Consider the following 23,133-nt stretch of genomic DNA (forward strand, 5'->3'; position numbering starts at 1 on the left):
GCTGCTCCGCCGAGCCGTGGCCGGTCAGGAGACCAGCGCGACCCGGCCGATCTCCGGCAGCAGCTCCTTGAGCCGGGCCTCGATCACCCCGGAGAGGGTCGCGCCCGCGCTGGAGCAGCTCCCGCAGGCGCCGGTCAGCTTCATGTGCACCTCGGCGGAACCCGGCTGGCCGCCGCCGGCGAGGACGGCGACGATCTCGGCGTCGCCGCCGTCGCCCTGTAGGAACGGACGGATCTCCGCCATCGCCTCCTCGACCCGCTCGCGCAGCAACGCGTCGGCCTCGGAGCGCTCCGGTGCGTCCGAGGCGCCGAACGACGACCCGCAGCCGCAGGAGCTCTTGGCGTTCGGGTTGGTGAAGGTGAACCCGGAGGACGTGAGGGTCTCGGCGTAGTCGACCCGCATGCCCCGCAGCAGATGTGCCACCGAGGAGGCGACGACGACGTCGAAGCCGTCCTGGCCGTAGACGGCGTCCTCGGCTTCGGCGCCGGGAACGAGCGAGAGGTTGTAGGTGTAGCCGGCGCAGCCGCCCGTCTCGACGCCGATGCGCAGGGCGAAGCCGTCCGTCCCGGGCGTCGAGGTGAGCAGGTGACGCACCTGCGTGCGGGCCCGCTCGGTCAGCTCGATGACAGGGGTGGTCGTGGTCATGGGGTGCCAACCTCCGCGGGTGCACGGTCGGTGATGAGGCGGCCGCCGACTTCGGCCACCGCCTTGTCGATGAGGTCGTAGATCTCCACCGGCTCGATGCCGGCCTCGGCCAGGGCGTCGGTCGGCCCCGGGCCGATCTTGCTGCAGAGCACCGCGGCACAGTCGGCGAGCATCTCGATGGTCTGGGCGAGCTTCGACGGGCCCTTGCCGTCGCCCTCGTCCTCGTCGCAGTCGGACGGGCCGTTGCAGTAGCGGTCGACGTCGCGGGTCTGCACCAGCCGCGCCCAGCCGGGTGCGGCCTCGTAGATCCAGAACTCGCCGGCGTGGCCGAAGTGCTGGTTGACGACGCCGCTGCCCTTGGTCGCGACGGCGACGAGGACCACCTCGTCCGGGCGGACCGCCGGGGCGGCCGGCTCGTCCGGGGGAGTCGGGATCGTCAGGCCGGTGGAGATGTTGAGGCTCTCCCGGGTCATGGCGACCTCGGAGCGCCAGCGCTCGATCTCCTCGTGCGCGGCCTGCCGGCCTTCTAGGTCGTAGGCGATCTCGCGACCCTGGTATGTCTCGGGGCTGAACTCGTCGCCGCGGTCCTCGCCGAGCAGGCCGACCGCGTCGGAGCGGCACTGCCGGCAGTGCCGCATCATGTTCATCTCGGCGCCGTCGTCCTGCTCGCACCGGTCCTGCAGGAGCTTGAGCTCCTGCGCGGTCGGCCCGCGCTGGCCGGTCAGGCCGAAGTGGGTGCCATGCTCGGGCGCCGAGACCAGCGGCATCACGTTGTGCAGGAACGCGCCGAGCTCCTTGACCGTCCGGGAGACCTCGACGAGGTGCTCGTCGTTGACCCCGGGGATCAGCACCGAGTTGACCTTGCAGAGGATCTTCCGGTCGGCCAGCGCGGCGAGGCCTTCGAGCTGCTGCTCGGAGAGGATCCGCGAGGCTTCCTGGCCGGTGTACCGCTTGCCCCTGTAGGCGACCCACGGGTAGATCCGCTCGCCGACCGCGGGATCGATCATGTTGATCGTGATCGTCACGTGGTCGACGTTCAGGTCGGCGATGCGGTCGACGAACTCGGGCAGGCGCAGCCCGTTGGTCGACAGGCAGAGCTTGATGTCCGGGCAGTCCCGGGCCACCAGTTCCATCGTGCGGAACGTCGGCTTCGGGTTGGCCAGCGGGTCACCGGGTCCGGCGATGCCGAGCACGCTCATCTGCTTGATCTCGCTGGCGACCAGCTTGACCTTGGCGAACGCGTCCTCGGGGGTCAGCAGGTCACTGGTGACGCCCGGCCGGCTCTCGTTGGCGCAGTCGTACTTCCGGTTGCAGTAGTTGCACTGGATGTTGCAGGCGGGGGCGACCGCGACGTGCATGCGGGCGTAGTACTGGTGCGCCTCAGCGCTGTAGCACGGATGGTTGGCGATCTTCTCGGCGATCTCCGGGTCCTGCTGCGGCGTGGTGGTGCCGCAGCTGGTGGTGCTCCGGCAGCCGGCGCTCATCGGGGGCCGTCCTTCCCACCGGCCGCCCCCGCAACGGTCGACTTCGCCGCCGGCTCGCTCCCGGCCTTGTCGCCGTGGCCGTGGCCCTTGCCACCGCCGCCGGAGCAGTCGGCCTTGCCGTGCTTGCAGCCGCCACCAGACCCGCCGTGGTGCTCGTCCGCGGTCGGCGCCGAGGTCGACACACTCGTCGCGATCGGGACGGCGACCGGCGGCGCGCTCGGCTCGCGGGTGGGTTCTCCCTCGCCGTCCGGCAGCGGAGCGAGTTCGCGCTCCAGGGCGCCGACAACCCGGCCGTTGCGGAAGGCGACCGCGTAGACGATGTGTTCCTGCAGGTAGAGGCCGACGTTGATGACCTCGCCCCGGGTACCCGCCTCGACCAGCACTTCGCCGACGGAGACCGCCGGGTCGGGGTAGGTGCCGTCGTTGCGCAGCTCCTTGACGGTGACGACGACATCTCCGACGTCGTAGGTGTTGCTGCTCACTGGTCCTCCTCCGGCTGCGCGGTCGGTGCCGGCCGGGCGTCGCCCGGCCGCTGCACGGTGATGTCGGACGACGGCACGAAGCCCGCCGCCTCAGGTGCGCGGTCCTTGAGGACCTTGAAGACCCGGTGGTCCAGCGCCGTGGCATTGAGGAACGCCTGGTAGCAGCGCTCGAGGCCGTCGTGGTAGACGCGCAGCAGTTCCGCCGGGTCGGCCTGCTCGCCGTCGCCGGCGTCGTGCAGGCGGCCCAGCTCGTCGCCGAACAGCCGCAGGATGTGCAGCCGGTTGACGGCGACGACGCGCGGGTCGTAGGCGACGCCGAGCAGGTCGAGGTACTGCTCCGCGGTGGTGCAGCGGTGGAACTCGGCGAGCTGGGCCGCGGCGGTGGTCGTGCTCATGCCGACGTCTCCTTCTCGGCCTGGCCCTCGAGCAGGGCGATTTCGGCGTAGGCGTCGTAGGTGCGCTGGGCGACGTCGAGGATCGACTCCCAGCCGAGCGGGAGCTCCTCGGAGAGGTCGTGCAGATCGAGCTTCAGCTGCGAGGCGCGGCTGTTGAGCCGGCGCAACCGCTTGCGGGCCGCCTCCGGGTCGAGTTCGGCAGCGTCTTCGCGTCGGACGGCCTCGGGTGCGGGGTCAGGCGTCATCGCGGGCGACCTCCCCGTACTGCTCGATCACCTTGGTCGCGCCGGTCACCAGGGACTCGCCGCGGGCGCTGAGCCTGTCCAGCGAGTCGAAGCCGAAGCGCTGCACGTCGCGCAGCGCCTCGGAGACCACGACGAGCCGGCCGGCAAAGATGATCACTCGGCCGAAGCCCTCGTGACTGAGGTCGAGGATCGTCGTCGTGAAGGCGCCGGTGGCCCGCTCGGTGGCGGCGGCGACGGCCTGGTAGAACGACCGCAGCCGGGCCTCGGTCGCGGGTTCCAGGTCGCAGTTGGCGGCGATGTTGCGGCGGTCCTCGCGGGTGAGGACGAACGGCGCCAGCAGGTGGTCGTCGGAGAACCGGTCGAGCTGGCCGTACGCGTCGCTGGCGCGGACCTGGTCGACCAGGTCGCGCAGGAATCCGGTCGTCTCGGTCATGCCGCATCTCCCTTGAGCACCGCGGCGACGCTGCGGGTCCAGCTCTGCTCGGCCGGCTGCGGGTCTCGGGCCCGCATCACCTTGCGCAGCCACGGCGGCGGAGTGCCGGCGAGGGTCGAGATGTACCGGGCCAGCAGGTCCTCGACGCTGGTGCCCTTGGCCACCTTCACCGGATGGATCTTGGCCTTCACGACGCGGGCGGCCGCTGTGCCGCCGATGTCGCTGATGTTGAGGATCACGCAGTCGAGGACCGCCGCGAGCCTGGATTCGATCTTGCCTTCCTCGTCGTCGGAGGCCGCGTCCAGCAGGCGGCGCTCCAGCAGGCGCGACCCGGTGGGGCCGACCTCGTACACGTCGAACCGTTGGCACCAGCCGAAGTGCTGGTCCACGGCGGTTCCGTCGCTGGTGGCGAAGGCGATCTTCAACACGGTGACTCCTGGAACAGGTCGTCGAGTTCATCGGGGTCGGCCGTGGCGCCCGGCTGACGGGTGAGGTCCGTGGTGGACCGCCCGTCGCTCGTGTGCCCGCCGGGCCCGTGGTCGAGGACGCGGTTGGCCGCGTCGAGGAGCAGGCGAAGGCTGCCGGCGTAGCCAGCGGTGCTGGCCAGCGCCGCCCCCAGCCGGTCGAAGATCGGAAAGCCGAGCGGCAGGAACGCGGCGCCGATCCGGTGGGCGACCTCGCGGGTGTGGCTGGAGCCGAGCACCAGTTCGGCACCGGCCGCCGCGGCCCGCTCGGCGAACTCGTCCAGGTCGCCGACGACGACCTCGGCCCAGGGCGCGTCGGCGAGGACCGGCTCCGAGGTCGGCGCCATCGCGGTGACGATCTCGGCACCGGCGTCGTGCAGCAGCGACCCGGCCGCGACCAGGAGATCGGGCTCGGCGGCGATCGCGACCCGGACGCCGCCGAGCACGAAGTGCGCGTCGAGCAGTCCGTCCGCGAGGCGTTCGCGGGCCCGGCGGACCTCCCGCGGGGCGGTCCGGCCGCTGACCACCATCAGCTCGCTGACCAGGGCGTCCATCTCGGTCAGGCCGGTCAGGTGGGGGTGGTCGAACAGCGGGGCGCCGGTGCGGGCGGCGAGCAGCTCGCCCGCGGTGGTCGCTGCGGCCCCGGCGACCAGGACGGCCCGGGCGTCGCGCAGCGAGCGCAGCTCGGCGAGCGTGGTACCGCCGGTGGTCGTGGGTTGCCAGGCGGGGGCGAGGTGCCCGTCCAGCGAGCCGGACAGGTCCGGCACCAGCACCGGGACGAGGCCGAACGCGCGCACCAGGCCGGCGAGCTCGTCCAGGTCGGCCGCGGTGAGTCCGGGACCGGCGAGGATGGCGATCAGGTCGCCGTCCTCGCCGGCGCTTCCGGCCGGACGGGTCACGCTGGCCGTCCTGGCCTGCCGGGTCAGGGGCGAGGCCGGCACGGCGGTCGTGACCTGTGCGGCGGTGGCGGCCGGCTCCGTCGCGGGGATCGCGCGAGCGGTGCCGGCCGACCGGCTGAGGGCGGCCGGGGTCGAGGCCGCGACCAGCGCGGTCGCCCCGTCCGCCGGGCCGCGGGCCGTCGTCGGCGCCGGGATGACCGCGCGGATCAGCGCCTCCAGGGCCGCGGACCAGCCGTCGGTGAGGCCGCCGACGAAGTCCGGGGTGGACACCCCGATGATCAGCGGTGCCGAGGCGGTGGTGGTGTCCGGGGCGCCGTCGGGGCGCGCGCTGTCGGTGTCGGCCTCGGCCCAGGCCGCCAGGTAGGACCGCAGCTGGCCGCCGACATCCTCCCCCGAGACCTCGGTGACGCCGGTGGTGAGCAGGCCGATCACGTCCGGGCGCTGCTTCTTGCGGATGGCGTCGAGGGTCGCGACCATCGCCTCGCCGCTGCCGACGACGGCGGTCACCTCGCTGATCGCCGTGGTCTGCAGCGGGATCGGCTCGTTGAAGTGCCGGGTGAGCAGGGCCTTGGCGAACGACGCGCAGCCCTGCGAGCCGTGCATGATCGGCAGCGAGCCGGCGAGGCCGAGGAAGACGAGCGCCGCGCCGAGCGGCTGGCTGAGCTTGAGCGGGTCGATCGCGGCGCCCCGCTCGGCAATGACGATCTTCGCCATCACGCCACCCCGGCCAGGTCGGCGAGGGCGGGGGCGGGGGCGTCCCACGGCGCGGGCCGGCGGACCTGCTCCCAGACGGGGCTGGAGATCGCCATGTCGAGGCGGCGGGCGAACTCGACCATCCCGGTGTAGCCCGCGTAGGGGATGTGCCGTTCCTGGTTGATGTCGAGGAACGGCAGCCGGCCCTTGATCGCGGTGTACTGGTTGCGGCCACCGGCGACGAGGATGTCCGCGCCGGTCTCCGCGGCCACCCGCAGCAGTTCCCGCGGGCTGCCCTCTTTGATCATCTTCGCGTCGCCGAGCAGCTCACGGATCTTCTCGACGTCCCCGTCGGAGCTCTTCGTGATGCCGCTGCCCACGACCTCGATGCCGAGGTCCTGCAGCGCGGAGACGATCGACCAGCTCTTGACGCCGCCGGTGTAGAGCACCGCCCTGCGGCCGGCCAGGCGCTCCCGGTACGGCGCGAGCGCCTTCTCGGTGGCGGCCTCCTCGGCGGCGATGAGTTCCTCCGTGCGCCGGGTGAGCTCGTCGTCGCCGAGCAGGCGGGCGAAGCCGCGAAGGGTGTCGCCCATCGCCCGGGTGCCGTAGAAGCTGCCCTCGAACCAGGGAATGTCGTAGCGCTCGTCCAGCCCGCGGGCGAGGCCGAGCAGCGCCCGGGAGCAGACGACCATCGACGCCTTCGCCCGGTGGGCGGCGGCCACGTCGTGGTAGCGGGCGTCGCCACTGATGCACGCCCGGACCCGGATGCCGAGCCGGCCGAGCAGCGGCAGCACGTCCCACAGCTCGCCGGCGATGTTGTACTCGCCGATCAGGTTCACGTCGAACCGGCCGACGTCGGCCGGCTCGACGGTGCCGATCACGTGGTCCAGCAGTGCCTGGCCGGCGATCTTGTTGCCGAGGTTCTTGTTCCCGACGAAGCCGGGGGCGTCGACCGGGATGACCGGCACGCCGGTCTGCGCGGTGGCGGCCGTGCACACCGCGTCGAGGTCGTCGCCGATCATGGCGGTGACGCAGGTGGTGTAGACGAAGACCGCTGGGGGCGCGAACCGCTCGACGACGTCGAGGATCGTGTCGAACAGCCGCTGCTCCCCGCCGAGAACCACGTCGTTCTCGGTCATGTCGGTGGTGAAGCCGCGGCGGTACAGCGTCGGCCCGGACGACAGGCTGCCGCGGCCGTCCCAGGAGTTGCCGGCGCAGGCGATCGGGCCGTGGACGATGTGCGCGCTGTCGACGATCGGCACCAGGGTGATCATCGCGCCGTCGAAGGTGCAGCCGCCGGAGGTGCCACCCGGCTTGGGCTTGGGGCAACCGGCCTTGCGCTGCTTCTCGCTCTTGGTGGTGTTGGTGTCACAGGAGGTTTCGGTGAACAACGCGGCACGGTCTGCAGCAGACATAGGCCATCCTCGGGAGGGGGCGGTCCTCGGGTGAGGCTGGACAAGGGGGTCGGTCGACCCGGGAGGGAGTCGACCGACCCGCCCGTGAGCGGGGAGTCGGTGCAGGTGGTCCTGGCCCGTCTCGACCCGCGGGGAGTGGTCGGCCGGCCGCAGGGAGCGCGGTGGGCGCGACCGGCCGACCACGTCTGGCCCCGGCTGGTCGCCGCGGTGAGCGGCGACGCCGGTGGCGATCCCGGCTACAGCAGGTGACAGGTCAGCGGACCGCGTCGAAGCTGTGGTCGGGGGCCTCGCGGTCCATCTCGTCGAGGATCGTGTTGACGAGCTGGGTGAGCAGGTGCAGCCCGCCCGTGTACCCGACGATCGGGAAGCGGTGCAGGTGGTGCCGGTCGAAGATCGGGAACCCGACCCGGACCAGCGGCACCTTCGCCTCACGGGAGATGTACTTGAGCTGCATGCTGCCGATGAGCAGGTCGACCGGCTCGGTGAAGACCAGCGACCGCAGGTGCCAGAGGTCCTTCTCCGGCCAGACGGTGGCCTCCGAGCCGAACTTGCTGGCGGAGAGCACCTTCTCCATGCGGGCCTTGAACGTGCTGTCGGCGTTCGTGCTCACGATGTGGATGGGGATCATCCCGAGCTCGAGCACGAACCGGGTCAGCGCGATGACGAGGTCCGGGTCGCCGGCGATCGCGACGCGCTTGCCGTGCACGTAGGCGTGCGAGTCGGTGATCGCGTCGACGAGGCGGCCGCGCTCGACGGTGAGCTCGGTCGGGACGCTGACCTCCGCGACCCGGGCGACCTCGGTCAGGAAGGCGTCGGTGCCCTTGACCCCGAGCGGGGTCTCCAGCAGGACGGTCTCCTGCTTCCAGTCCTTCTGGATGTACTCGGTGGTGCGGTGCAGCGAGGTCTGCTGCAGGATCAGGCTCGCGCGGCTGAACTTCGCCTGCGCGCCCTGCGCGAGCGGGGTGCCACCCGGGTAGAGGAAGTACTCGCCCTCGGCCGGGGAGTCCAGCGAGCTGGAGTGGTCGCCCAGGATCAGCGGGTCGACACCCATCAGCTCGAGGATGCGCCGGTACTCGCGGTGGTTGCCGACGTAGGTGTCGAAGCCGGGGATGACGTTCAGCCGGGGCTTGTCCGACTTCTTCACCTTCGACGCGTCCGCGTCCGGGGACTTCGCCAGCATCTCGAGGATGCCCTTGAGCATCACGTCGTAGCCGGTGATGTGCGAGCCCACGAAGGACGGGGTGTGGGCGTACGACACCGGGAAGTCCTCGGCGATGACGCCCTGCTCGCGTGCCGCGCCGATGTAGGCGAACAGGTCCTCACCGATGACCTCGGCCATGCAGGTGGTGCTGACCGCGATGTGCTTCGGCTTGTAGAGGGCGCTGATGTTCTCCATCGCCTCGACGAGGTTGTTGATCCCGCCGAACACGGCGGCATCCTCGGTCATCGAGGTGGAGGCGGCGGGCACCGGCTCCTTGAAGTGCCGGGCGAAGTGGCTGCGGAAGTACGCCACGCAGCCCTGCGAGCCGTGGACCAGCGGCATGGTGCCCTCGAAGCCGAGCGCGGCGAGAACCGCGCCGAGCGGCTGGCAGGCCTTGGCCGGGTTGACGGTCAGGCCCTCGCGGGCGAAGTTCTTCTCGCGGTACTCCCACCCACGAGTCCAGTCCAGGACGCGCTGGACCTCTTCCTTGGAGGCCGCGTCCTCGAACTCGCGCTTGCCCTCGAACTGCTTCTGGTAGACCTCGTCACGAAAGATGTCGTTGTGGTCGAGGACACGCAGTGGGACTTCGCTGCTGTTCTCCGGGGTCGTCGTCACCGGACGTCCTCCTCTCCCCTGTGGGGCTGTCCCCTACGGGGGCTTGATGCCTGGCCGGCAGCCGCCAGCCACCGCTGGTCGCTGGCGGCTGCTATCGGCCAGTGCTGGGAAACCGCGCGTACCGCGGGTGCCGGGCGGTTCCTCGCCCGGCGGTTCGGCTAGCGCCGGCTCACGCCTGGCCGCTCATGCCGAGTGCCGTGTGGACGGCTGGGTCAGGACACCTCGCCGGCCTTCGACCAGGGAGCCTCCAGGAGGTCCCAGGCCGGGCTGTTGATCGCGATGTCCATGTCACGGGCGAAGACCGCGAAGCCATCCACTCCGTGGTAGGGCCCGGAGTAGTCCCAGGAGTGCATCTGCCGGAAGGGGATGCCCATCTTGTGGAAGACGTACTTCTCCTTGACGCCCGCACCCATCAGGTCCGGCTTGAGGAACTTGGCGAACTCCTCGAGCTCGAACGCGGTCGGGTCGTCGTAGAGAACGGTGCCTTCCTTGAGCATGGCGTAGGTCCGGGTGTAGTCGTCCTTGTGGGCGAACTCGTAGCCGGTACCGACGACCTCCATGCCAAGGTCCTCGTACGCGCCGATGGTGTGGCGGGGGCGCAGGCCACCGACCGCGAGCATCACCCGCTTGCCCTCCAGCCGGGGCCGGAACGCCTTGGTGATCTCATCGAAGCGGACCTGGTAACGAGCGATCGCCGCCTCGGTCTTCGCCTTGATCTCGTCATCGAAGAACTCGGCGATCTTGCGCATGGAGGAGATGATCTTCGACGGGCCGAAGAAGTTGAACTCGGTCCACGGGGTGCCGAAGCGGTCTTCCATGGTGGTGCAGATGTAGTTCATCGAGCGGTAGCAGTGGATCAGGTTGAGCTTCGACAGGTGCGTCGACTTCATCTCGTTGATCGTGCCGTCGCCGGACCACTGGGCGATGACCCGAAGGCCCATCTCCTCGAGGATCCGCCGCGACGCCCACGCGTCGCCGCCGATGTTGTAGTCACCGATCAGCGCGACGTCGTAGTCGGTCTGCTCGAAGGTGCCGCCGCCGGTGCCAAGCACGTGGTCGCGAACCGCGTCGTTCGCGATGTGGTGGCCCAGGGACTGGCTGACGCCGCGGAAGCCCTCGCAGCGAACCGGGATGACCGGGATGTCGTTCTTCTTCGCGGACTTCTTGGCAACGGCCTCGATGTCGTCGCCGATCAGACCGATCGGGCACTCGGACTGCACCGAGATGCCCTTGGCCAGCGGGAACAACTCGACGATCTCGTCCAGGACCTTCTCCAGCTTGGTGTCACCGCCGAAGACGATGTCCTTTTCCTGGAAGTCGGTCGTGATCTGCATCGCCGTGAAGTTGTCGACGCCCAGGTGGCCATGGGCATAGTTGCGCCGGGTGGCCCAGGAGTACTGACCGCAACCGACCGGCCCGTGACTGATGGTGACCATGTCCTTCACCGGGCCCCACACCACACCCTTGGAACCGGCGTAGGCGCAGCCACGGATCGTCATGACCCCAGGACGGGACTTGATGTTGGACTTGACCTCGCACTCCTTCGACCCCTCGGGGTCGTTGGACTTGATGTGCTTGGCCCGGAACTTGGCTGCCTTCGCGGGGTACTGGGACAGAACCTCGGCGATCATCGCCTCGGTCTCGGCCCTCTCGGGTGCCGGGGTCGTCGTCATGGTCAGGACCTCATCCTCGGTGTCGGAGCAGGGAGTTTGGAGTACTAGGCGACGGCGGCAGCCTTGCCGATCACGGTCTCGTCCTCCTGCGCCATGATCCCGAAGTCGATCAGGAGCTCCTCGAGCTCGTCCATGGTGATCGGGGTCGGGATCGTCTTCATGTCGTTGTTGACGATCTTGTTGGCCAGCTCGCGGTACTGGTCGGCCTGGCTGTTGGTCGGGTCGTACTCGATGACCGTCATCCGGCGCAGCTCGGCGTGCTGCACGACGTTGTTACGCGGGATGAAGTGGATCATCTGGGTGTTCAGACGGCGGGCGAGCTCCATGATCAGCTCGTCCTCGCGGTCGGTGTTACGGCTGTTGCAGATGAGCCCACCGAGGCGGACACCGCCGGAGTGCGCGTACTTGAGGATGCCTCGGGCGATGTTGTTCGCCGCGTACATCGCCATCATCTCGCCGGAGGTGACGATGTAGATCTCCTGCGCCTTGCCCTGGCGGATCGGCATCGCGAAGCCACCACACACAACGTCACCAAGGACGTCGTAGGTCACGAAGTCCAGGTTCTCGTAGGCGCCGGCCTCCTCCAGGTACGTGATGGAGGTGATGACGCCACGGCCCGCGCAGCCCACACCCGGCTCCGGACCGCCGGACTCCACGCACTTGATGCCCCACTGACCCTCGACCAGCACCTCGTCGAGCTCCAGGTCCTCGACGGAACCCTTCTCGGCCGCGAGCTGGATGACGGAGGTCTGCGCCTTCGCGTGCAGGATCAGGCGGGTCGAGTCGGCCTTGGGGTCACAGCCGACGATCATGACCCGCTGACCCATCTCGGCCATGGCCGCCATGGTGTTCTGCTGGGTGGTGGACTTGCCAATACCACCCTTGCCGTAGAAGGCGATCTGGCGCATTCGGTGCTCCTCCTTGGTACGGTTGCCCGGCTCGCGGATCCTCAGGCGTGGCCCTGCCGGTCGGGCCGGCCGCGCGCAGTCGTGTCCGCGGGGTGCCGGACGTGCCGCCGGTCGTTTGGACCGGGACGTCGGCACTACCGTTGTGCTGGTCGTGCTGAATCCGTCGGCGCGTGTGCGAGGTCGGTCAGACCTGCTCTTCGCTCGTCGGGATCCCCGCTCGGGGGGCCGGCATCTCGACCCGCCCGAGAAGCTCGTGGAAGTCGCGGCTGCCCAGGCCACGCTTGTGCTTTGTCGCGGCGATCCGAACCTGCTCGACGAGCGGTTCGAGCTCGCTTTCGTCGGCCTCGATGCCGCACTGCTCCAGCGCGTGGCGGACACTGGCCCGCCCGCTGTGCTTGCCGACGGTGAGCCGGCGCCGCCCGCCCACCTCGGCCGGGTCGAACGGCTCGTAGGTCGCCGGGTGACGCAGGATCCCGTGCACGTGGATGCCGGACTCGTGCGCGAACACCGACTCCCCGACAACCGCCTTACCGGCCGGCAGCGGCCGGCCCGCGGCCCGTGACACCAGCCGCGCCAGTGTGCGGAACGAGGTGGTGTCGAGGTCGACCGGGAGCTTCAGCAGGTGCCGAAGCGCCATCGCGACCTCTTCGATCGGAGCGTTCCCGGCGCGTTCGCCCAGGCCCAGCACGGTGGTGCTGACCCAGGTGAACCCCGCCTGGACGGCAGCAATGGTGTTCGCCGTCGCCAGGCCGAAGTCGTCGTGGGCGTGGATTTCCCACGGCCCCGGGACCGCCCTGACCAGTCGCCCCAGCCGGTCGTACGCGCTCACCGGGTCGAGCAGGCCGACGGTGTCGGCCCAGCGCAGCCTGGTGACGCCCAGTTCCCGCAGTTCGCCGGCCAGGTCCGTGACGAAGCCGTCGTCGGCGCGGGAGGCGTCCTCCATGCCGACGCTGACCCGCATTCCGCGGTCCGTCGCGTCCTTGACGCAGTCGCTGACCCGGCGCCGCGCCCAGGCCCGATCCCGCTCCAACTTGCTCTTCAGGTGCAGGTCGGAGACGGGGATGGTCAGGTGCGCGGTGACGATGCCGCAACTCGCCGCGGCCTCGACGTCGCGGTGGTCGGCCCGGCACCAGCCCACGATCTCCGCCCGCGGGGCGGTCGCGAGGATCTCCCGCAGCACGTCCCGTTCGGTGACACCCATCGCCGGGATACCGGCCTCGATCTGGTGCACCCCGATGGCGTCCAGGGCGGCGGCGATGGCGAGTTTCTCGGCCGCGGTGAATGCGACACCAGGCGCCTGCTCGCCGTCGCGGAGCGTGGTGTCACAGAATTTGATCGCCGCGTCCGCTCGCATCGTCGTGGCGGATGAGCTGGGAAAACTGCTGTCTCGCACTGTCATCACCAGCCGTCGCTCCGGTACTGAAGACCATGGGCTGCGCCGCGAACTGTGGTTCACCGTTTGTTCGGCGGCGACATGAATCAGACTAGGAGCCGATTATTTCGGACTGGCAAGCGCGGGTAACTTCGCGGTTAACAGGTATTCTTCGCGGATGGGCGGAAGATATGCGGTCACGTTATTGACGACGATATCTCCGAGGATAAACTCAAGGATAAGTTTTTCTTCGGGACCACTCCGGAGCCGCCGGTGGCGCCCCCGTGCGTGGCCCCCCGCACCCCGCTGGGGTGCGGCGGGACGGAGGTCGGGGCCCACGCGGTCGCCCCCCTCACCGGAGGTCGGGGCCGGCCTCGGTCGAAAATGGCAGGCCCGGCGGCCGCGGCCGACCACGGCGATGCCGGGCCGTCTCCGGCGGCGGCCAGTCGGCCCCTATTTCGCTATTCAAGTGTTGCGGAAACGTGCTCATCGGCCCCTGCACCGCCCGCGCCCCGGCGGTGCGGAGTACGCACTAATCGGCACGGCCGAACGGCGTCATCATCGTCCTGTGCAGCGAGGGTTAACGGTTCCGAAACCCTTGTCCTAGTTCCTGGGTTGGACCTGTCCTAGCGCCTGGGATATCTTATGGATAAGAAAAAAGAAGCCTGGTCACGCCGGTACTGTCGGGCCGCGCCGGTACCGGCGGAACGCAGGGCTTTCCCGCCTGGGAGAGCGGAAGGAGCTGGGCGTGTCGGTGGACGTGTACACGGGGAACCTCGGTTGCCAGCTGGGAGTGTAGAGATGTCGGAGGCGCAGATGATCGGTGTGCCAACCGACGCTCCCGGGACCTGGGAGGACCTGCGGTCGGCCGTGGTGGGAAACAACGGAGTCTTCAGGACCACCATGGGCATGCTGCGGGAGATCGGTGGCTACGGCCGACTCGGCACGAACGTAAGGCAGATCCTCAGCCGCAACCTCGCCGGTATCGGCCTGGGGCACCTGCCGGTTGAACTGCCCGCCTATCAGGACAAGGAGATTCTCCTCTTCCAGTACGGCACCCCCGCAGCCGAGATCGTCGAAGCGGTTCGTGAGGGCGCCTCGGATGGCGCGGAGACCGCGCTGGTCCGGCTGAACTCGTCGCAGGACCTCGCCAAGGTGCGCGACGCCTCCCTCAAGGCCGTCGAGCTCCTGTCGATCCTCAACGACCGATGCCGGGACTGCGCCCGTCCCATCTAGCACCACGGCCTTCTGGCCACGCTCGGTGACACTCGCCGGTCATCGAGCGGCCCACCGGACCATCCGTCCCGCCGCGCACGGCGCGGCCACGGGACTCCGCCTCGCACCACCCGATCGCCACCTCCCGACGCCGGCGGACACACCCGCCGTGCCGTGCCGTGTCGTGCCGGTGAGCCGCCGAGATCGCCGCTCGGGGCTCACCGTCACCGCGTTCGCGCCGCCGTTCACCTGCTGTGCCACCCGATGCGTCCGAGATGCCCGATGCCTGCGCGGCAGAGGGACCACCGTGGCCCTTCTAGTGCGTGTCGCGCCCGCTTTGTCCATAGCAAAGGGCCACACCCAGTCCCGCCGCCAGACACACCGGACCTCCCGGTGGTAGCACGCTGTGACGGGGACCGCTTTCCTGTCCGATCGGACAGTCCTGACCGATCGGACAGCTAGACTGAGCCGCGTGACCCGGTCCACCGTCCCGCTGCGCCAGCAGCTCCTCGACGCCTCGCTGCGGCTGTTCTCCCAGCGCGGGTTCCGGGGAACGTCGCTGCAGGACATCGCGCGGGAGGTCGGATGTTCGAAAGCCTCGCTGCTGTACCACTTCGCCAGCAAGGAAGCGATTCTGGTCGAGCTGCTGGCTCCCTGCACCGCCGCGATGACCGAGCTGACCGACCGCCTACGGGACGAGCCCGATGACCAGGTCGTGGCGCGGGCCGTCGAGGGCCTGGTCGACCTCATCGTGCGTTTCCGCCGCGAGGTCCATCTGCTGCTCGCCGAGGGGCCTGCCATCAGCGCCGCCCGTGGGGACGGCGCCGGCGAGGCAGCTCAGGAGCCGGAACCCCTCCTGAGCTGCCTCGCCGGCCGGTCGACCGAACCACCGGACCGGTTACGGGCCTGGATGGCACTGGGCGCGATCACCCTTGGCGCCGCCGGCGCGGCGGACCAGCCGACCGAGCTGGTGCGCCACGAACTGGCCGCCGGCGCGCGGCGCGTTCTCGACCTGAGCTGAACGTCCCGCGCCAGCGCGGCCGCACCCGGGTTGGCCGCGGGCCGCCCGGAAAGGAACGGTCCGACGACGGGTCGTGCACCTCACGACCTGGCTCCAGCCCGGTTGCCGGCTGGAAGACGTGAAGGAGGTGGGCCCGTGGGAGCCCTGCTGCATCGACTGGGTCGCTTCGCCGTACGGCGGCGGTGGTTCGTCATCACCGGCTGGGTGGTCGTCCTGGCCGTCGTGGGGGTGTGCGCGGCGACCTTCTCCGGGCCCACGAGCAGCGCCTTCCAGATCCCCGGCACCGAGTCGCAGCGCGCGATCGACCTGCTCGACGAGAAGTTTCCCGGCACCGGCGGCGCGGCGGCCCGCATCGTCGTCGCCGCCCCCGCCGGCCACAAGCTGTCCGAGCCGCAGTACCAGGCGGTCCAGGAACGCGCCCTCGCCCAGGTCGCCAAGGCCCCGCAGGTCATCAGCGCCGTCACCCCCGCGAAGGCCACGGTCAGCAAGGACGGCCGGATCGCGTTCGGCGACATCACCTACGCCGTGCCCGTCGACAAGGTGAGCGACGCCTCGAAGGACGCCCTGCGCGCCATCGCCGCCGAGGTGCGCGCCGCCGGGCTGCAGGTCGAGTTCTCCGGCGGGGTCGTCGCCACCACCGCAGCCGAGGGCAACACCGAGGTCTACGGCCTGCTCATCGCGTTCGTCGTGCTGGCGATCACCTTCGGCGCGCTGGTGTCCGCCGGCCTGCCGATGATCACCGCGCTGGTCGGTGTCGCGCTCGGGCTGCTGGGCATCCAGGCGATCTCCGGTGCAGTCTCGCTGAGCTCGACGGCGCCGACCCTGGCCCTCATGCTCGGCCTCGCCGTCGGCATCGACTACTCGCTGTTCATCCTGTCGCGGCACCGCCAGAACCTCGCCGACGGCATGGCCGTGGACGACTCGATCGCCCTGGCCACCGCCACCGCCGGCGGCGCGGTGGTCTTCGCCGGGCTCACCGTGGTGATCGCCCTGGCCGCGCTGTCCGTCATGGGCATCCCGTTCCTCACCGTGATGGGTCTGGCCGCCGCGGCCACCGTCGCGATCGTGGTGCTGATCGCGGTGACGTTCGTGCCCGCCATGCTCGCGGCCCTCGGGACCCGGGTGAACGCCGGGCGCATCGGTTTCCTCTCCCGCCGGGTCACGGCCGCGACCCGCGGCGACCGGATGAACTTCGGCCGGCGCTGGTCCGGGATCGTCACCGCCCGGCCGTGGCTGACCGTGCTGGTCTGCGTCGCGGCCACCGTCGTGCTCGCCCTGCCGGCGACCAGCCTGAAGCTCGGCCTCCCGGACGACTCCAGCAAGCCGAGCTCCACCACCGAGCGGCGCGCCTACGACCTGCTCACCCAGGGCTTCGGGCCCGGCTTCAACGGTCCACTGACGCTGGTCGTGTCGACCCCCGGACGCACGGACGCCGCCGCGCTCGCCGCGCGGGGCGCCGGTGATCTCATGGTGACACCCGACGTCGCCGCCGTCGGCAAGCCTGTCGCGAACAAGGCCGGCGACGTCGCGATCCTCCAGGTCACCCCCCGGTCGGGCCCCTCCTCCGACGCGACGAAGACCCTCGTCGGACAGATCCGCACCGGCGCCGCGAAGTTCCGCGCCGAGCAGGGCGTGCAGGCCTACGTCACCGGCACCACGGCGTCCAACATCGACGTCTCCGACAAGCTCGCGGGCGCGCTCCCGCTGTACCTGGCCCTGATCATCGGCCTCGCGCTGATCCTGCTCATGGTCGTGTTCCGGTCGCTGCTCGTGCCGCTCAAGGCGGTCGTCGGCTTCCTGTTCTCGATCGCGGCGTCGCTGGGCATCACCGTGTTCGTGTTCCAGCAGGGCCATCTCGGCGGCCTGTTCAACGTCGACACCGCGGGCCCGCTCGTGAGCTTCCTGCCGGTCCTGCTCATCGGCATCCTGTTCGGACTCGCCATGGACTACGAGGTCTTCCTCGTCTCCCGCATCCGTGAGCACTACGTCGGCCATCACGACCCGAGCGAGGCCATCACCGCCGGCATGGCGACGACCGCCCGGGTCATCACCGCCGCCGGGCTCATCATGATCTCGGTGTTCGGCAGCTTCATCTTCGGCAACGACGCGGTCATCAAGTCGATCGGCCTGGCGCTGGCCGTCGGCGTCGCCGTCGACGCGTTCCTCGTCCGGATGACCCTCGTCCCCGCCATCCTGAAGATCTGCGGCCACCTGTCCTGGGCACTGCCCGCCCGCCTCGGCCGGATCCTGCCCGACCTCGACCTCGAGGGCAGCCACCTGACCGCCGGCGCGCAGACCCACCACCCGGACGCCAGCACCTCCGCGACACCCGGCGCGGACAGCGCCTGAGCCGCTCCGGCCGCTCGGCCGGGAACGCCACCGGCCGGCCGCCGTTCCCGGGTCAGGGGACGGCGGCCTCGGCGGCGTCGCGGTATTGCTCCACGTCCGACTGACCGGCCATGCGTCGACGCTACCGAGCCACCGAGTTCCGACGACCCATGCGCCCGGCGTCCCGCTCCACTTCTGGTCGGGCTGTGTCCCGTCGGGCTGTGTCCCGTCGGGCTGGGAACGTGACAGGCCAGATCAACGTGGCAGACCCGTTCGACCGGCCGATCTGGTCAGCTGGCGAGGTTGGCGGCCGGCCGGCGCGGATGGGTGGCGGCGTAGTCGCTCTCGGCTGCGGCGCGCAGGGCAGGGTCGAGCCGGTCGAAGGCGTCGGCGGCGAGTTCGAGCAGGTCAAGGCGTCCGCCGGTGGTGTACCAGTGCACGAGGACGGTGTCTACGGTGGCGAGGGTCCAGCTGGCCAGCAGGCCGGGCAGCGGGCTGTCGGGCTCGGCGCCGAGCCGGGCGGTGACCAGCGGGGTCAGTGCCTCGAACCGTTCCCACTGGACTTCGGAGAGGCGAACCCGCAGCTCGGGCCGGGTGTCGATCATGCGCAGCACGGCCAGCGCCGGCGCCGGCGCCTCGGCGCACACCCGCAGCAGGGAGAAGGCAGCCGCCCGCAGCGACTCGGCGACGGGCTCGTCGGCCGGTCGGGCGTCGACGAGACTGTCGAAGCCGGCCGAGCGAAAGATCTGGGAAACGACGTCCTCTTTGGCCGGGTAATACCGAAAGAAGGTACGGGGGGACACTTCGGCCGCGGCGGCAATGTCCTCCACCGTCGTCGCCTCATATCCACGCTCGGTGAACAGCTGCGCGGCGGCGCTGGCGAGCGCCCTGCGCGTCTGTTCCTTCTTCCGTTCCCGCAAGCCCATCGCTGCCTCCCGACCTCCCAGCGTAGCCTGATGGCAGATAAATGCCAAATAGCACACAGTTGCCATTTCGGTGGGGAGTGCCGAGACTTGGACCGAGGCCCTTCCATCCACCGGAGGTCCCTGTGGCCACATCCTCCCCCGTCACCACCGCGCCGTCCTCGTCCCCGAAGCACGAGTGGCCGCGCGACGGACTGCTGGCCCGGCCGCGCTCCAACCCGTGGCTCACGCTGGTCAGCGTCGCACTCGGCGTGGTCATGGTGGGCCTGGACGGCACGGTTGTGTCGATCGCCAACCCGTTCATCGCCCGCGACCTCGGCGCGACTCTGGAAAGCCTGCAGTGGGTGACCAACGCGTACGCGTTCCTCTACGGCTACACGCAGTGGCTGGAGGACGGTCGAGGCCTCGGCGCCTCAGCCGCCGGCCTGATCCTGCTCCCGACGTTCGGCGTCGGCGTCGCCGTCTCCGCGTTGACCGGCCGACGCTCCGAGGTCCGCGGCAAACCGCTGGTCGGCGCGGTCACAGCTCATCGCCTGCGCATTGCTGCTGGCACTGAACGGCGGCAGCGCCCCCTGGCTGCTGGTACTCGTCACGGTGATCCTCGGCCTACCGCAGGGCCTGATCAGCCTCGCCAACCAGAACGCCCTCCGCCACCAGGCCACCCCCGAACGCATCGGCGCCTCCGCCGGCCTGCTGCGCACCTTCATGTACCTGGGCGCGATGATCGCCTCCTCCGCCAGCGGCCTCTTCTACGGCCAACGCGCCACCACCCACGGCCTGCACAGCCTCGCCGTCTTCACCCTCGCCGCCGCCGCACTCCTACTCCTCCTCACCATCACCGACCGCTCCCTCACCCGCCTCGTCCCACGGGATGCGGTGGGACGCTGACGCCGCCCATCATCAGTGACCGGCGTTGTCCACCGGCCGAGTGCCGCCACGATGCCCCAGCCTGATGAACGTGATGAATGCCTGCAGCACCAGAGCGACGACGACCGCCGGTTCGACACTCCACGGCACCGCTCCGGCCGACGCCAACACAGTGAGGATGACCAGGGCGACGACGAGCGTCGGCAAGGCCGAAGCGACGGCGATGCCGAAACGTGTACGGCGGGTCATGCTGCTCTCTCCTTTGAAACGACGTCGGTCTCGGAACGGTCCAGCTGACAATCAGGTCTCGGCACGGGCACGATCGAGATAGGTGATGAGCTCCCGCCAGGCGCCGGCCGAATAGGCCGAATCCCGCCCGCTCCCCCGGATCGCGCATCCGCCTCCACCTGGACCTCGGCGCCCGTTTCCGCCCCCCACAACCGTCTCGGCCGCCGAATCGGCCGCTTCCACCTCGCGCTTCCAGGCCCCGCGCACCGCGGACGAAAGCTGGGAATCGCCGCCGCTGAACAGCGCGGACAGCTCGTCCATCCGCTTCACCAGCTTCTGGACGGCGAGCGCGCCCGGATCGACGCCGGCGACGCGCAGCGCCTCGGCCCGGCGACACAGCTCCGGCCACTCCACCTCCAGCAGGTAGTGCGCGGCCGGCCCCACCGCGGCGGCGTGGTCCTGCAAGGCACGCTGCTGCTCGGAATCCAGGTGACCTCGCACGGCCTCGCTGTTGGCGTGCGGACCCGGACCATCCATGGCCCGCAGAACCTCGATGAGCGTGGAAACGCTCGGTTCACGTGAGGTGCCTCTTTGATCCCAGTGGTGCAACGTCCGCACGGTCAGCCCACTCGCCTCCGCGAGCACCCCAACCTTCCACGCCCGCTCAAACCCCATACCGCCAGCATGCGACCTCACCCGACGTCAGCCGCAAGCCCGCCGGCTCGGCGGCGGCAGAACTCGGTCGCGAAAGAGTGCCCAGGCCGGGCAACGTGGCTGTCAGCCGAGGCAGGTGGGGACCTGGAGGGCCCGAGGTATAGCAGGAGCTATACTCGCCTGGTGGGAGGGCAACCCTGGGACGGCTACCTCGTCGACGAGGTCCGCGACTGGATCGACGGCCTCGACGCGGCAGCGCACGCCCGTGTCGTGCAAGCAATAGATCTTCTCGCGGAGGCCGGCCCGGGGCTGGGGAGGCCACTCGTCGACACGATCAGCGGCTCGTCTGTCCCCAACCTGAAGGAACTCAGGCCAGGCACGGTGCGGATCCTGTTCTGCTTCGACCCGTGGCGTTCGAGCATCCTGCTCGTCGCCGGAGACAAAGCCGGGCAGTGGACCGCCTGGTACGCCGAGGCGATCCCGCTCGCGGAGCAGCGTTACAAGAACTACCTGGTGGAACGCGGTCAGGAAGAGGGCGATCGACGATGAGTGGCTACACACGGTGGTCCGACATCCGCGCCGAGCAGGTCGCCCGAGCCGGCGGGGAAGACGCAGTCGCCGCTGGCAGACAGGAACTTCTCGCTGTCGCGGTAGGCCATCGACTTGCCGAGGTGCGCCGAGCGCGAGGACTGACCCAGCAGCAGGTGGCAGAACGGATGGGAGTAACCAAGGGCCGAATCTCCCAGATCGAGCGGGGCTCACTGTCCGGCCAGGACGTCGTCGCCCGCTACGCCGCCGCCCTCGGCGGCCAACTACACCAGGCCATCTACTTCGACGACGGAGACATAGCCGCAATCGCGTAAAGCCGCGCTCAAAGCTCATCCTGTGGCGATCGAACAGCCGCCCATGCAGTTGCAGGACGGTGGCGGCGGCCGCGCTGTTCGCCTTGGGGGCGTTCGGGTCGTTGAAGTAGTCGATCCGTGCCACTGCCACTGGTATCAGGCTCTTTCCGTGGAGGCCCAGACTCGCTCGAAGCTCGCCGCGTAATGGTCGAACAGGCCGCCGGACCGGGCGTGAAGATGCAGGAAGGGCGAGTGCGCAGCGGGGGCGCCGTAGACGTGGGTATTCACGAGCAACACTTTCGACTTCACAAAAAGCGGGGAAAACCATATCCTGGCACCCTGACGACATTCGTTTTCTGCTGCTGAGAAATTCCCGGCGATCGACCCGGGTTCACCGTGGGCCTGATGGTCGTAGAACGCTGCGACACCCGATGCTGGCCGCGAGCGGGAGCCCGAAGTCGAAGCCAGAAACCGCCTGACCCGCTCGGCTACATAACGATCTTAGGAGGCCGCCACGCCACATCCGGGGGGTTCGGGGGGTTGTCCCCCCGGCCAGCATCACGGCAGGTGGGAAGGTGCCCGGAGGGCACCGACCAGCGGAATCCAGCGCGTGGAGACGCGGGGATTTGAACCCCGAACCCCTGCCTTGCAAAGGCAGTGCTCTGCCAATTGAGCTACGCCCCCTCGGGACGCGCCGCCCTGGCGCGGGCCGGCCCGGAGGCCGGTCACGCTGCGGCGGAGCGCGTTCCTAGCGTACGACATCCGGCCGGCGGCGGGAGCGGGGGCGATCTCAACACAGCGTCCCCCGCGGACGCGGGCGTGGCTGAGCGGGTCCGGGCCGCTTTTGTAGGGGCAAAACGGGCGAGGAGCCCTGCAGAAGCGGCCCGGAGGGTCTGTCCCATGCGCAAGGTGGAGCGGCACGCCGGCCGGCGGCGGGCCCGTCAGCTGTCAGGAGGGGCGGCGGACGGTGGGGTCGATGTAGGCGAGGCGTTCGCGGACCTTCATCGCCAGGTCGCGGAAATCGCTGTAGCAGCGGCGGACGGCGGTCTGGGTGCCGCCGAGGGCGCCGTCGCCGGCGCGGAGCTCGAACATGGGCTTGCGGGCGTCGTGGGCCAACGGGATCAGGTTGGCGTAGTTGCGCAGGGTCGCGATCTCGAAGGAGCGGTCGCGCGAGCCGGGGTTGCCGGAGCCGAGGACCGAGGTCGCGAAGACCTCGGGGATGCGATCCAGCCAGCGGTCGTGGGCCTTGGCGGGACGGTCGGTGCGGGTGGGGGGCTGCATGACGATGTAGCCGATCGGCATCATCAGGCCGCGGGGCGCGGGGATGCGGTCGGGGACCTTCGGCAGCACGGTGCCCTGCCAGGTGGAGCGCCAGTCCCGCAGGGTCGGGCCGAGGTTACGCAGGCCGCGCAAAGAGAACAGGTCGGCGGCGATCGGCATGAGCACCGTGTCGGCGGACAGCAGCGACGCCCGGTTGATCGCGCCGAGGTTCGGGCCGACGTCGATCAGGACGATCTCGGCGCCGACGGAGCGGGCGCCGTTCTCGATCACGCGGTGTAGCGCAGTCGTGGTGCGCAGGGCGGCGATGTCCTTGCCAAGGAAGCTGTTCGGCCAGGCGGCGGACAGCCGGTCCTCGAACGTGCTGAGTTCGACGTCGCCGGGCAGCAGCCACAGGCCGTCCTCGATGGTCACCGGCGCGCACAGGTCGACGTCGCCGACACCCTCCATGATCGGCGCGATCGCGGAGGCCATCGTGCCGGTGTCGGGGCTGGTGCGGAGCACGCGCGCGTCGAGGTCGAACGGCTTCGGGGCGGACGACGCGGTGTCCTCCGGCTCGCCCCACAGCATCGTCAGTTCGTCCTCGTCGAGGAACTGTGCGGTGAGGTTGGCCTGCGGGTCGAGGTCGACGGCGAGGATCCGATGGCCCATCCGCTGGAGCATGTGGGCCAGGTGGTAGCAGAGGGTCGTCTTGCCTACGCCGCCCTTGTTGTTGAACAGCGCCATCGTGATCACTCGGCGATCCGATCGCGGCTGCTACGAGGAACTCCACCCCGACTGTCCGTCATGTCCGACACGGCATGCATTCTCGCGCCTGCCGGATTTCCCGCAACGCGCGGGCGAAGCGGGGTGA

General features: G+C 69.9%; 23 protein-coding genes, 1 tRNA gene and 1 pseudogene. 7 read left to right on the forward strand and 18 right to left on the reverse strand.

From position 1 onward, the window contains the following. Nucleotides 1–24: 24 nt before the first annotated feature. From MXD60_RS01270 to nifE, 9 genes are read right to left on the reverse strand one after another with little or no spacing between them, the layout of a single operon-like run. The gene (locus MXD60_RS01270) at nucleotides 25–645 is read right to left on the reverse strand and encodes an iron-sulfur cluster assembly accessory protein (protein ID WP_248816868.1); all 621 of its coding nucleotides are present in this window, start codon (nucleotides 643–645) and stop codon (nucleotides 25–27) included. After that, nucleotides 642–2,129 (reverse strand): nitrogenase cofactor biosynthesis protein NifB, encoded by a 1,488-nt coding sequence (gene nifB, locus MXD60_RS01275; RefSeq protein WP_248816869.1) that lies wholly within the window; start codon nucleotides 2,127–2,129, stop codon nucleotides 642–644. Before nifB ends, MXD60_RS01270 begins: the two co-directional genes overlap by 4 nt. After that, on the reverse strand, nucleotides 2,126–2,611 hold the full coding sequence (locus MXD60_RS01280) for a nitrogen fixation protein NifZ (protein WP_248816870.1): 486 nt from the start codon (nucleotides 2,609–2,611) through the stop codon (nucleotides 2,126–2,128). The genes nifB and MXD60_RS01280 overlap by 4 nt, the downstream gene beginning before the upstream one ends. Next, nucleotides 2,608–3,006, reverse strand: coding sequence for a nitrogenase-stabilizing/protective protein NifW (gene nifW, locus MXD60_RS01285; protein WP_248816871.1), 399 nt, complete (start codon nucleotides 3,004–3,006; stop codon nucleotides 2,608–2,610). The genes MXD60_RS01280 and nifW overlap by 4 nt, the downstream gene beginning before the upstream one ends. Next, a complete protein-coding gene (locus MXD60_RS01290) occupies nucleotides 3,003–3,251 on the reverse strand; it encodes a CCE_0567 family metalloprotein (protein ID WP_248816872.1) in 249 nt (82 codons plus the stop codon). The genes nifW and MXD60_RS01290 overlap by 4 nt, the downstream gene beginning before the upstream one ends. Continuing rightward, a complete protein-coding gene (locus MXD60_RS01295) occupies nucleotides 3,241–3,684 on the reverse strand; it encodes a NifX-associated nitrogen fixation protein (protein WP_248816873.1) in 444 nt (147 codons plus the stop codon). The genes MXD60_RS01290 and MXD60_RS01295 overlap by 11 nt, the downstream gene beginning before the upstream one ends. Then, nucleotides 3,681–4,112, reverse strand: a complete 432-nt coding sequence (nifX, locus tag MXD60_RS01300) for a nitrogen fixation protein NifX (RefSeq protein ID WP_248816874.1) — start codon at nucleotides 4,110–4,112, stop codon at nucleotides 3,681–3,683. Before nifX ends, MXD60_RS01295 begins: the two co-directional genes overlap by 4 nt. Further along, nucleotides 4,106–5,761 carry a nitrogenase component 1 gene (locus MXD60_RS01305; protein ID WP_248816875.1) on the reverse strand — a complete coding sequence of 552 codons (1,656 nt, stop codon included), beginning with the start codon at nucleotides 5,759–5,761 and terminating at the stop codon, nucleotides 4,106–4,108. Before MXD60_RS01305 ends, nifX begins: the two co-directional genes overlap by 7 nt. Further along, nucleotides 5,761–7,155, reverse strand: coding sequence for a nitrogenase iron-molybdenum cofactor biosynthesis protein NifE (gene nifE, locus MXD60_RS01310; protein WP_248816876.1), 1,395 nt, complete (start codon nucleotides 7,153–7,155; stop codon nucleotides 5,761–5,763). The genes MXD60_RS01305 and nifE overlap by 1 nt, the downstream gene beginning before the upstream one ends. 84 nt (nucleotides 7,156–7,239) lie before the next feature. On the opposite strand from nifE, the gene MXD60_RS01315 reads away from it, so the two are divergent. Then, nucleotides 7,240–7,404, forward strand: a complete 165-nt coding sequence (locus MXD60_RS01315; protein WP_248816877.1) for a hypothetical protein — start codon at nucleotides 7,240–7,242, stop codon at nucleotides 7,402–7,404. 4 nt (nucleotides 7,405–7,408) lie between these two features. Here MXD60_RS01315 and nifK read toward each other — a convergent pair whose 3' ends face one another. The 4 genes from nifK to nifV all read right to left on the reverse strand — a co-directional run bounded on the left by nifK (nucleotide 7,409) and on the right by nifV (nucleotide 12,954). After that, complete coding sequence (gene nifK, locus MXD60_RS01320; RefSeq protein WP_248816878.1) at nucleotides 7,409–8,971, reverse strand: nitrogenase molybdenum-iron protein subunit beta; 1,563 nt, start codon at nucleotides 8,969–8,971, stop codon at nucleotides 7,409–7,411. A 212-nt stretch (nucleotides 8,972–9,183) separates the two neighbouring features. Beyond that, a complete protein-coding gene (gene nifD, locus MXD60_RS01325) occupies nucleotides 9,184–10,644 on the reverse strand; it encodes a nitrogenase molybdenum-iron protein alpha chain (RefSeq protein ID WP_248816879.1) in 1,461 nt (486 codons plus the stop codon). Nucleotides 10,645–10,688: 44 nt separating this feature from the next. Further along, entirely contained in the window at nucleotides 10,689–11,552 is an 864-nt protein-coding gene (nifH, locus tag MXD60_RS01330) for a nitrogenase iron protein (RefSeq protein WP_248816881.1), read from the reverse strand. A gap of 184 nt (nucleotides 11,553–11,736) precedes the next feature. Continuing rightward, nucleotides 11,737–12,954 (reverse strand): homocitrate synthase, encoded by a 1,218-nt coding sequence (nifV, locus tag MXD60_RS01335; protein ID WP_248816883.1) that lies wholly within the window; start codon nucleotides 12,952–12,954, stop codon nucleotides 11,737–11,739. 786 nt (nucleotides 12,955–13,740) lie between these two features. Here nifV and MXD60_RS01340 point away from each other — a divergent pair. The 3 genes from MXD60_RS01340 to MXD60_RS01350 all read left to right on the forward strand — a co-directional run bounded on the left by MXD60_RS01340 (nucleotide 13,741) and on the right by MXD60_RS01350 (nucleotide 17,509). Then, the gene (locus tag MXD60_RS01340) at nucleotides 13,741–14,160 is read left to right on the forward strand and encodes a hypothetical protein (RefSeq protein ID WP_248816885.1); all 420 of its coding nucleotides are present in this window, start codon (nucleotides 13,741–13,743) and stop codon (nucleotides 14,158–14,160) included. Between the two features lie 451 nt (nucleotides 14,161–14,611). Further along, on the forward strand, nucleotides 14,612–15,160 hold the full coding sequence (locus tag MXD60_RS01345; protein ID WP_248816887.1) for a TetR/AcrR family transcriptional regulator: 549 nt from the start codon (nucleotides 14,612–14,614) through the stop codon (nucleotides 15,158–15,160). Nucleotides 15,161–15,295: 135 nt separating this feature from the next. Continuing rightward, entirely contained in the window at nucleotides 15,296–17,509 is a 2,214-nt protein-coding gene (locus MXD60_RS01350; protein WP_248816889.1) for an MMPL family transporter, read from the forward strand. A 269-nt stretch (nucleotides 17,510–17,778) separates the two neighbouring features. Here MXD60_RS01350 and MXD60_RS01355 read toward each other — a convergent pair whose 3' ends face one another. Beyond that, the gene (locus MXD60_RS01355) at nucleotides 17,779–18,414 is read right to left on the reverse strand and encodes a TetR family transcriptional regulator (RefSeq protein ID WP_248816891.1); all 636 of its coding nucleotides are present in this window, start codon (nucleotides 18,412–18,414) and stop codon (nucleotides 17,779–17,781) included. Nucleotides 18,415–18,924: 510 nt separating this feature from the next. Here MXD60_RS01355 and MXD60_RS01360 point away from each other — a divergent pair. Beyond that, nucleotides 18,925–19,299, forward strand: a pseudogene (locus MXD60_RS01360) (hypothetical protein); the annotation flags it as partial. Nucleotides 19,300–19,311: 12 nt separating this feature from the next. Here MXD60_RS01360 and MXD60_RS01365 read toward each other — a convergent pair. Next, entirely contained in the window at nucleotides 19,312–19,527 is a 216-nt protein-coding gene (locus tag MXD60_RS01365; protein WP_248816894.1) for a hypothetical protein, read from the reverse strand. 51 nt (nucleotides 19,528–19,578) lie between these two features. Further along, nucleotides 19,579–20,181: a MerR family transcriptional regulator gene (locus MXD60_RS01370; RefSeq protein ID WP_248816896.1), complete on the reverse strand. Its 603-nt coding sequence runs from the start codon at nucleotides 20,179–20,181 to the stop codon at nucleotides 19,579–19,581. 162 nt (nucleotides 20,182–20,343) lie between these two features. Here MXD60_RS01370 and MXD60_RS01375 point away from each other — a divergent pair, with 162 nt between their 5' ends. Further along, nucleotides 20,344–20,709 carry a type II toxin-antitoxin system RelE/ParE family toxin gene (locus MXD60_RS01375; RefSeq protein ID WP_248816898.1) on the forward strand — a complete coding sequence of 122 codons (366 nt, stop codon included), beginning with the start codon at nucleotides 20,344–20,346 and terminating at the stop codon, nucleotides 20,707–20,709. Next, nucleotides 20,706–21,023: a type II toxin-antitoxin system RelB family anti-toxin gene (gene relB / locus MXD60_RS01380; protein ID WP_248816899.1), complete on the forward strand. Its 318-nt coding sequence runs from the start codon at nucleotides 20,706–20,708 to the stop codon at nucleotides 21,021–21,023. The genes MXD60_RS01375 and relB overlap by 4 nt, the downstream gene beginning before the upstream one ends. Nucleotides 21,024–21,613: 590 nt before the next feature. Here relB and MXD60_RS01385 read toward each other — a convergent pair. Both MXD60_RS01385 and MXD60_RS01390 read right to left on the reverse strand, forming a co-directional pair. Continuing rightward, nucleotides 21,614–21,686, reverse strand: a tRNA-Ala gene (locus tag MXD60_RS01385). Nucleotides 21,687–21,950: 264 nt separating this feature from the next. Beyond that, the gene (locus MXD60_RS01390) at nucleotides 21,951–23,015 is read right to left on the reverse strand and encodes a ParA family protein (RefSeq protein ID WP_308222332.1); all 1,065 of its coding nucleotides are present in this window, start codon (nucleotides 23,013–23,015) and stop codon (nucleotides 21,951–21,953) included. Between the last annotated feature and the right edge of the window lie 118 nt (nucleotides 23,016–23,133).

The sequence above is a fragment of the Frankia sp. AgB32 genome, from assembly GCF_023243045.1.
Classification (GTDB): domain Bacteria; phylum Actinomycetota; class Actinomycetes; order Frankiales; family Frankiaceae; genus Frankia.

Bases quoted from the DNA above. Each gene is read 5' to 3' on its own strand.
- MXD60_RS01270 (WP_248816868.1), bottom strand. From the start codon at position 645: ATGACCACGACCACCCCTGTCATCGAGCTGACCGAGCGGGCCCGCACG.
- nifB (WP_248816869.1), bottom strand. From the start codon at position 2,129: ATGAGCGCCGGCTGCCGGAGCACCACCAGCTGCGGCACCACCACGCCG.
- nifW (WP_248816871.1), bottom strand. From the start codon at position 3,006: ATGAGCACGACCACCGCCGCGGCCCAGCTCGCCGAGTTCCACCGCTGC.
- MXD60_RS01290 (WP_248816872.1), bottom strand. From the start codon at position 3,251: ATGACGCCTGACCCCGCACCCGAGGCCGTCCGACGCGAAGACGCTGCC.
- MXD60_RS01295 (WP_248816873.1), bottom strand. From the start codon at position 3,684: ATGACCGAGACGACCGGATTCCTGCGCGACCTGGTCGACCAGGTCCGC.
- MXD60_RS01305 (WP_248816875.1), bottom strand. From the start codon at position 5,761: ATGGCGAAGATCGTCATTGCCGAGCGGGGCGCCGCGATCGACCCGCTC.
- nifE (WP_248816876.1), bottom strand. From the start codon at position 7,155: ATGTCTGCTGCAGACCGTGCCGCGTTGTTCACCGAAACCTCCTGTGAC.
- nifD (WP_248816879.1), bottom strand. From the start codon at position 10,644: ATGACGACGACCCCGGCACCCGAGAGGGCCGAGACCGAGGCGATGATC.
- nifH (WP_248816881.1), bottom strand. From the start codon at position 11,552: ATGCGCCAGATCGCCTTCTACGGCAAGGGTGGTATTGGCAAGTCCACC.
- MXD60_RS01340 (WP_248816885.1), top strand. From the start codon at position 13,741: ATGATCGGTGTGCCAACCGACGCTCCCGGGACCTGGGAGGACCTGCGG.
- MXD60_RS01355 (WP_248816891.1), bottom strand. From the start codon at position 18,414: ATGGGCTTGCGGGAACGGAAGAAGGAACAGACGCGCAGGGCGCTCGCC.
- MXD60_RS01365 (WP_248816894.1), bottom strand. From the start codon at position 19,527: ATGACCCGCCGTACACGTTTCGGCATCGCCGTCGCTTCGGCCTTGCCG.
- MXD60_RS01370 (WP_248816896.1), bottom strand. From the start codon at position 20,181: ATGGGGTTTGAGCGGGCGTGGAAGGTTGGGGTGCTCGCGGAGGCGAGT.
- relB (WP_248816899.1), top strand. From the start codon at position 20,706: ATGAGTGGCTACACACGGTGGTCCGACATCCGCGCCGAGCAGGTCGCC.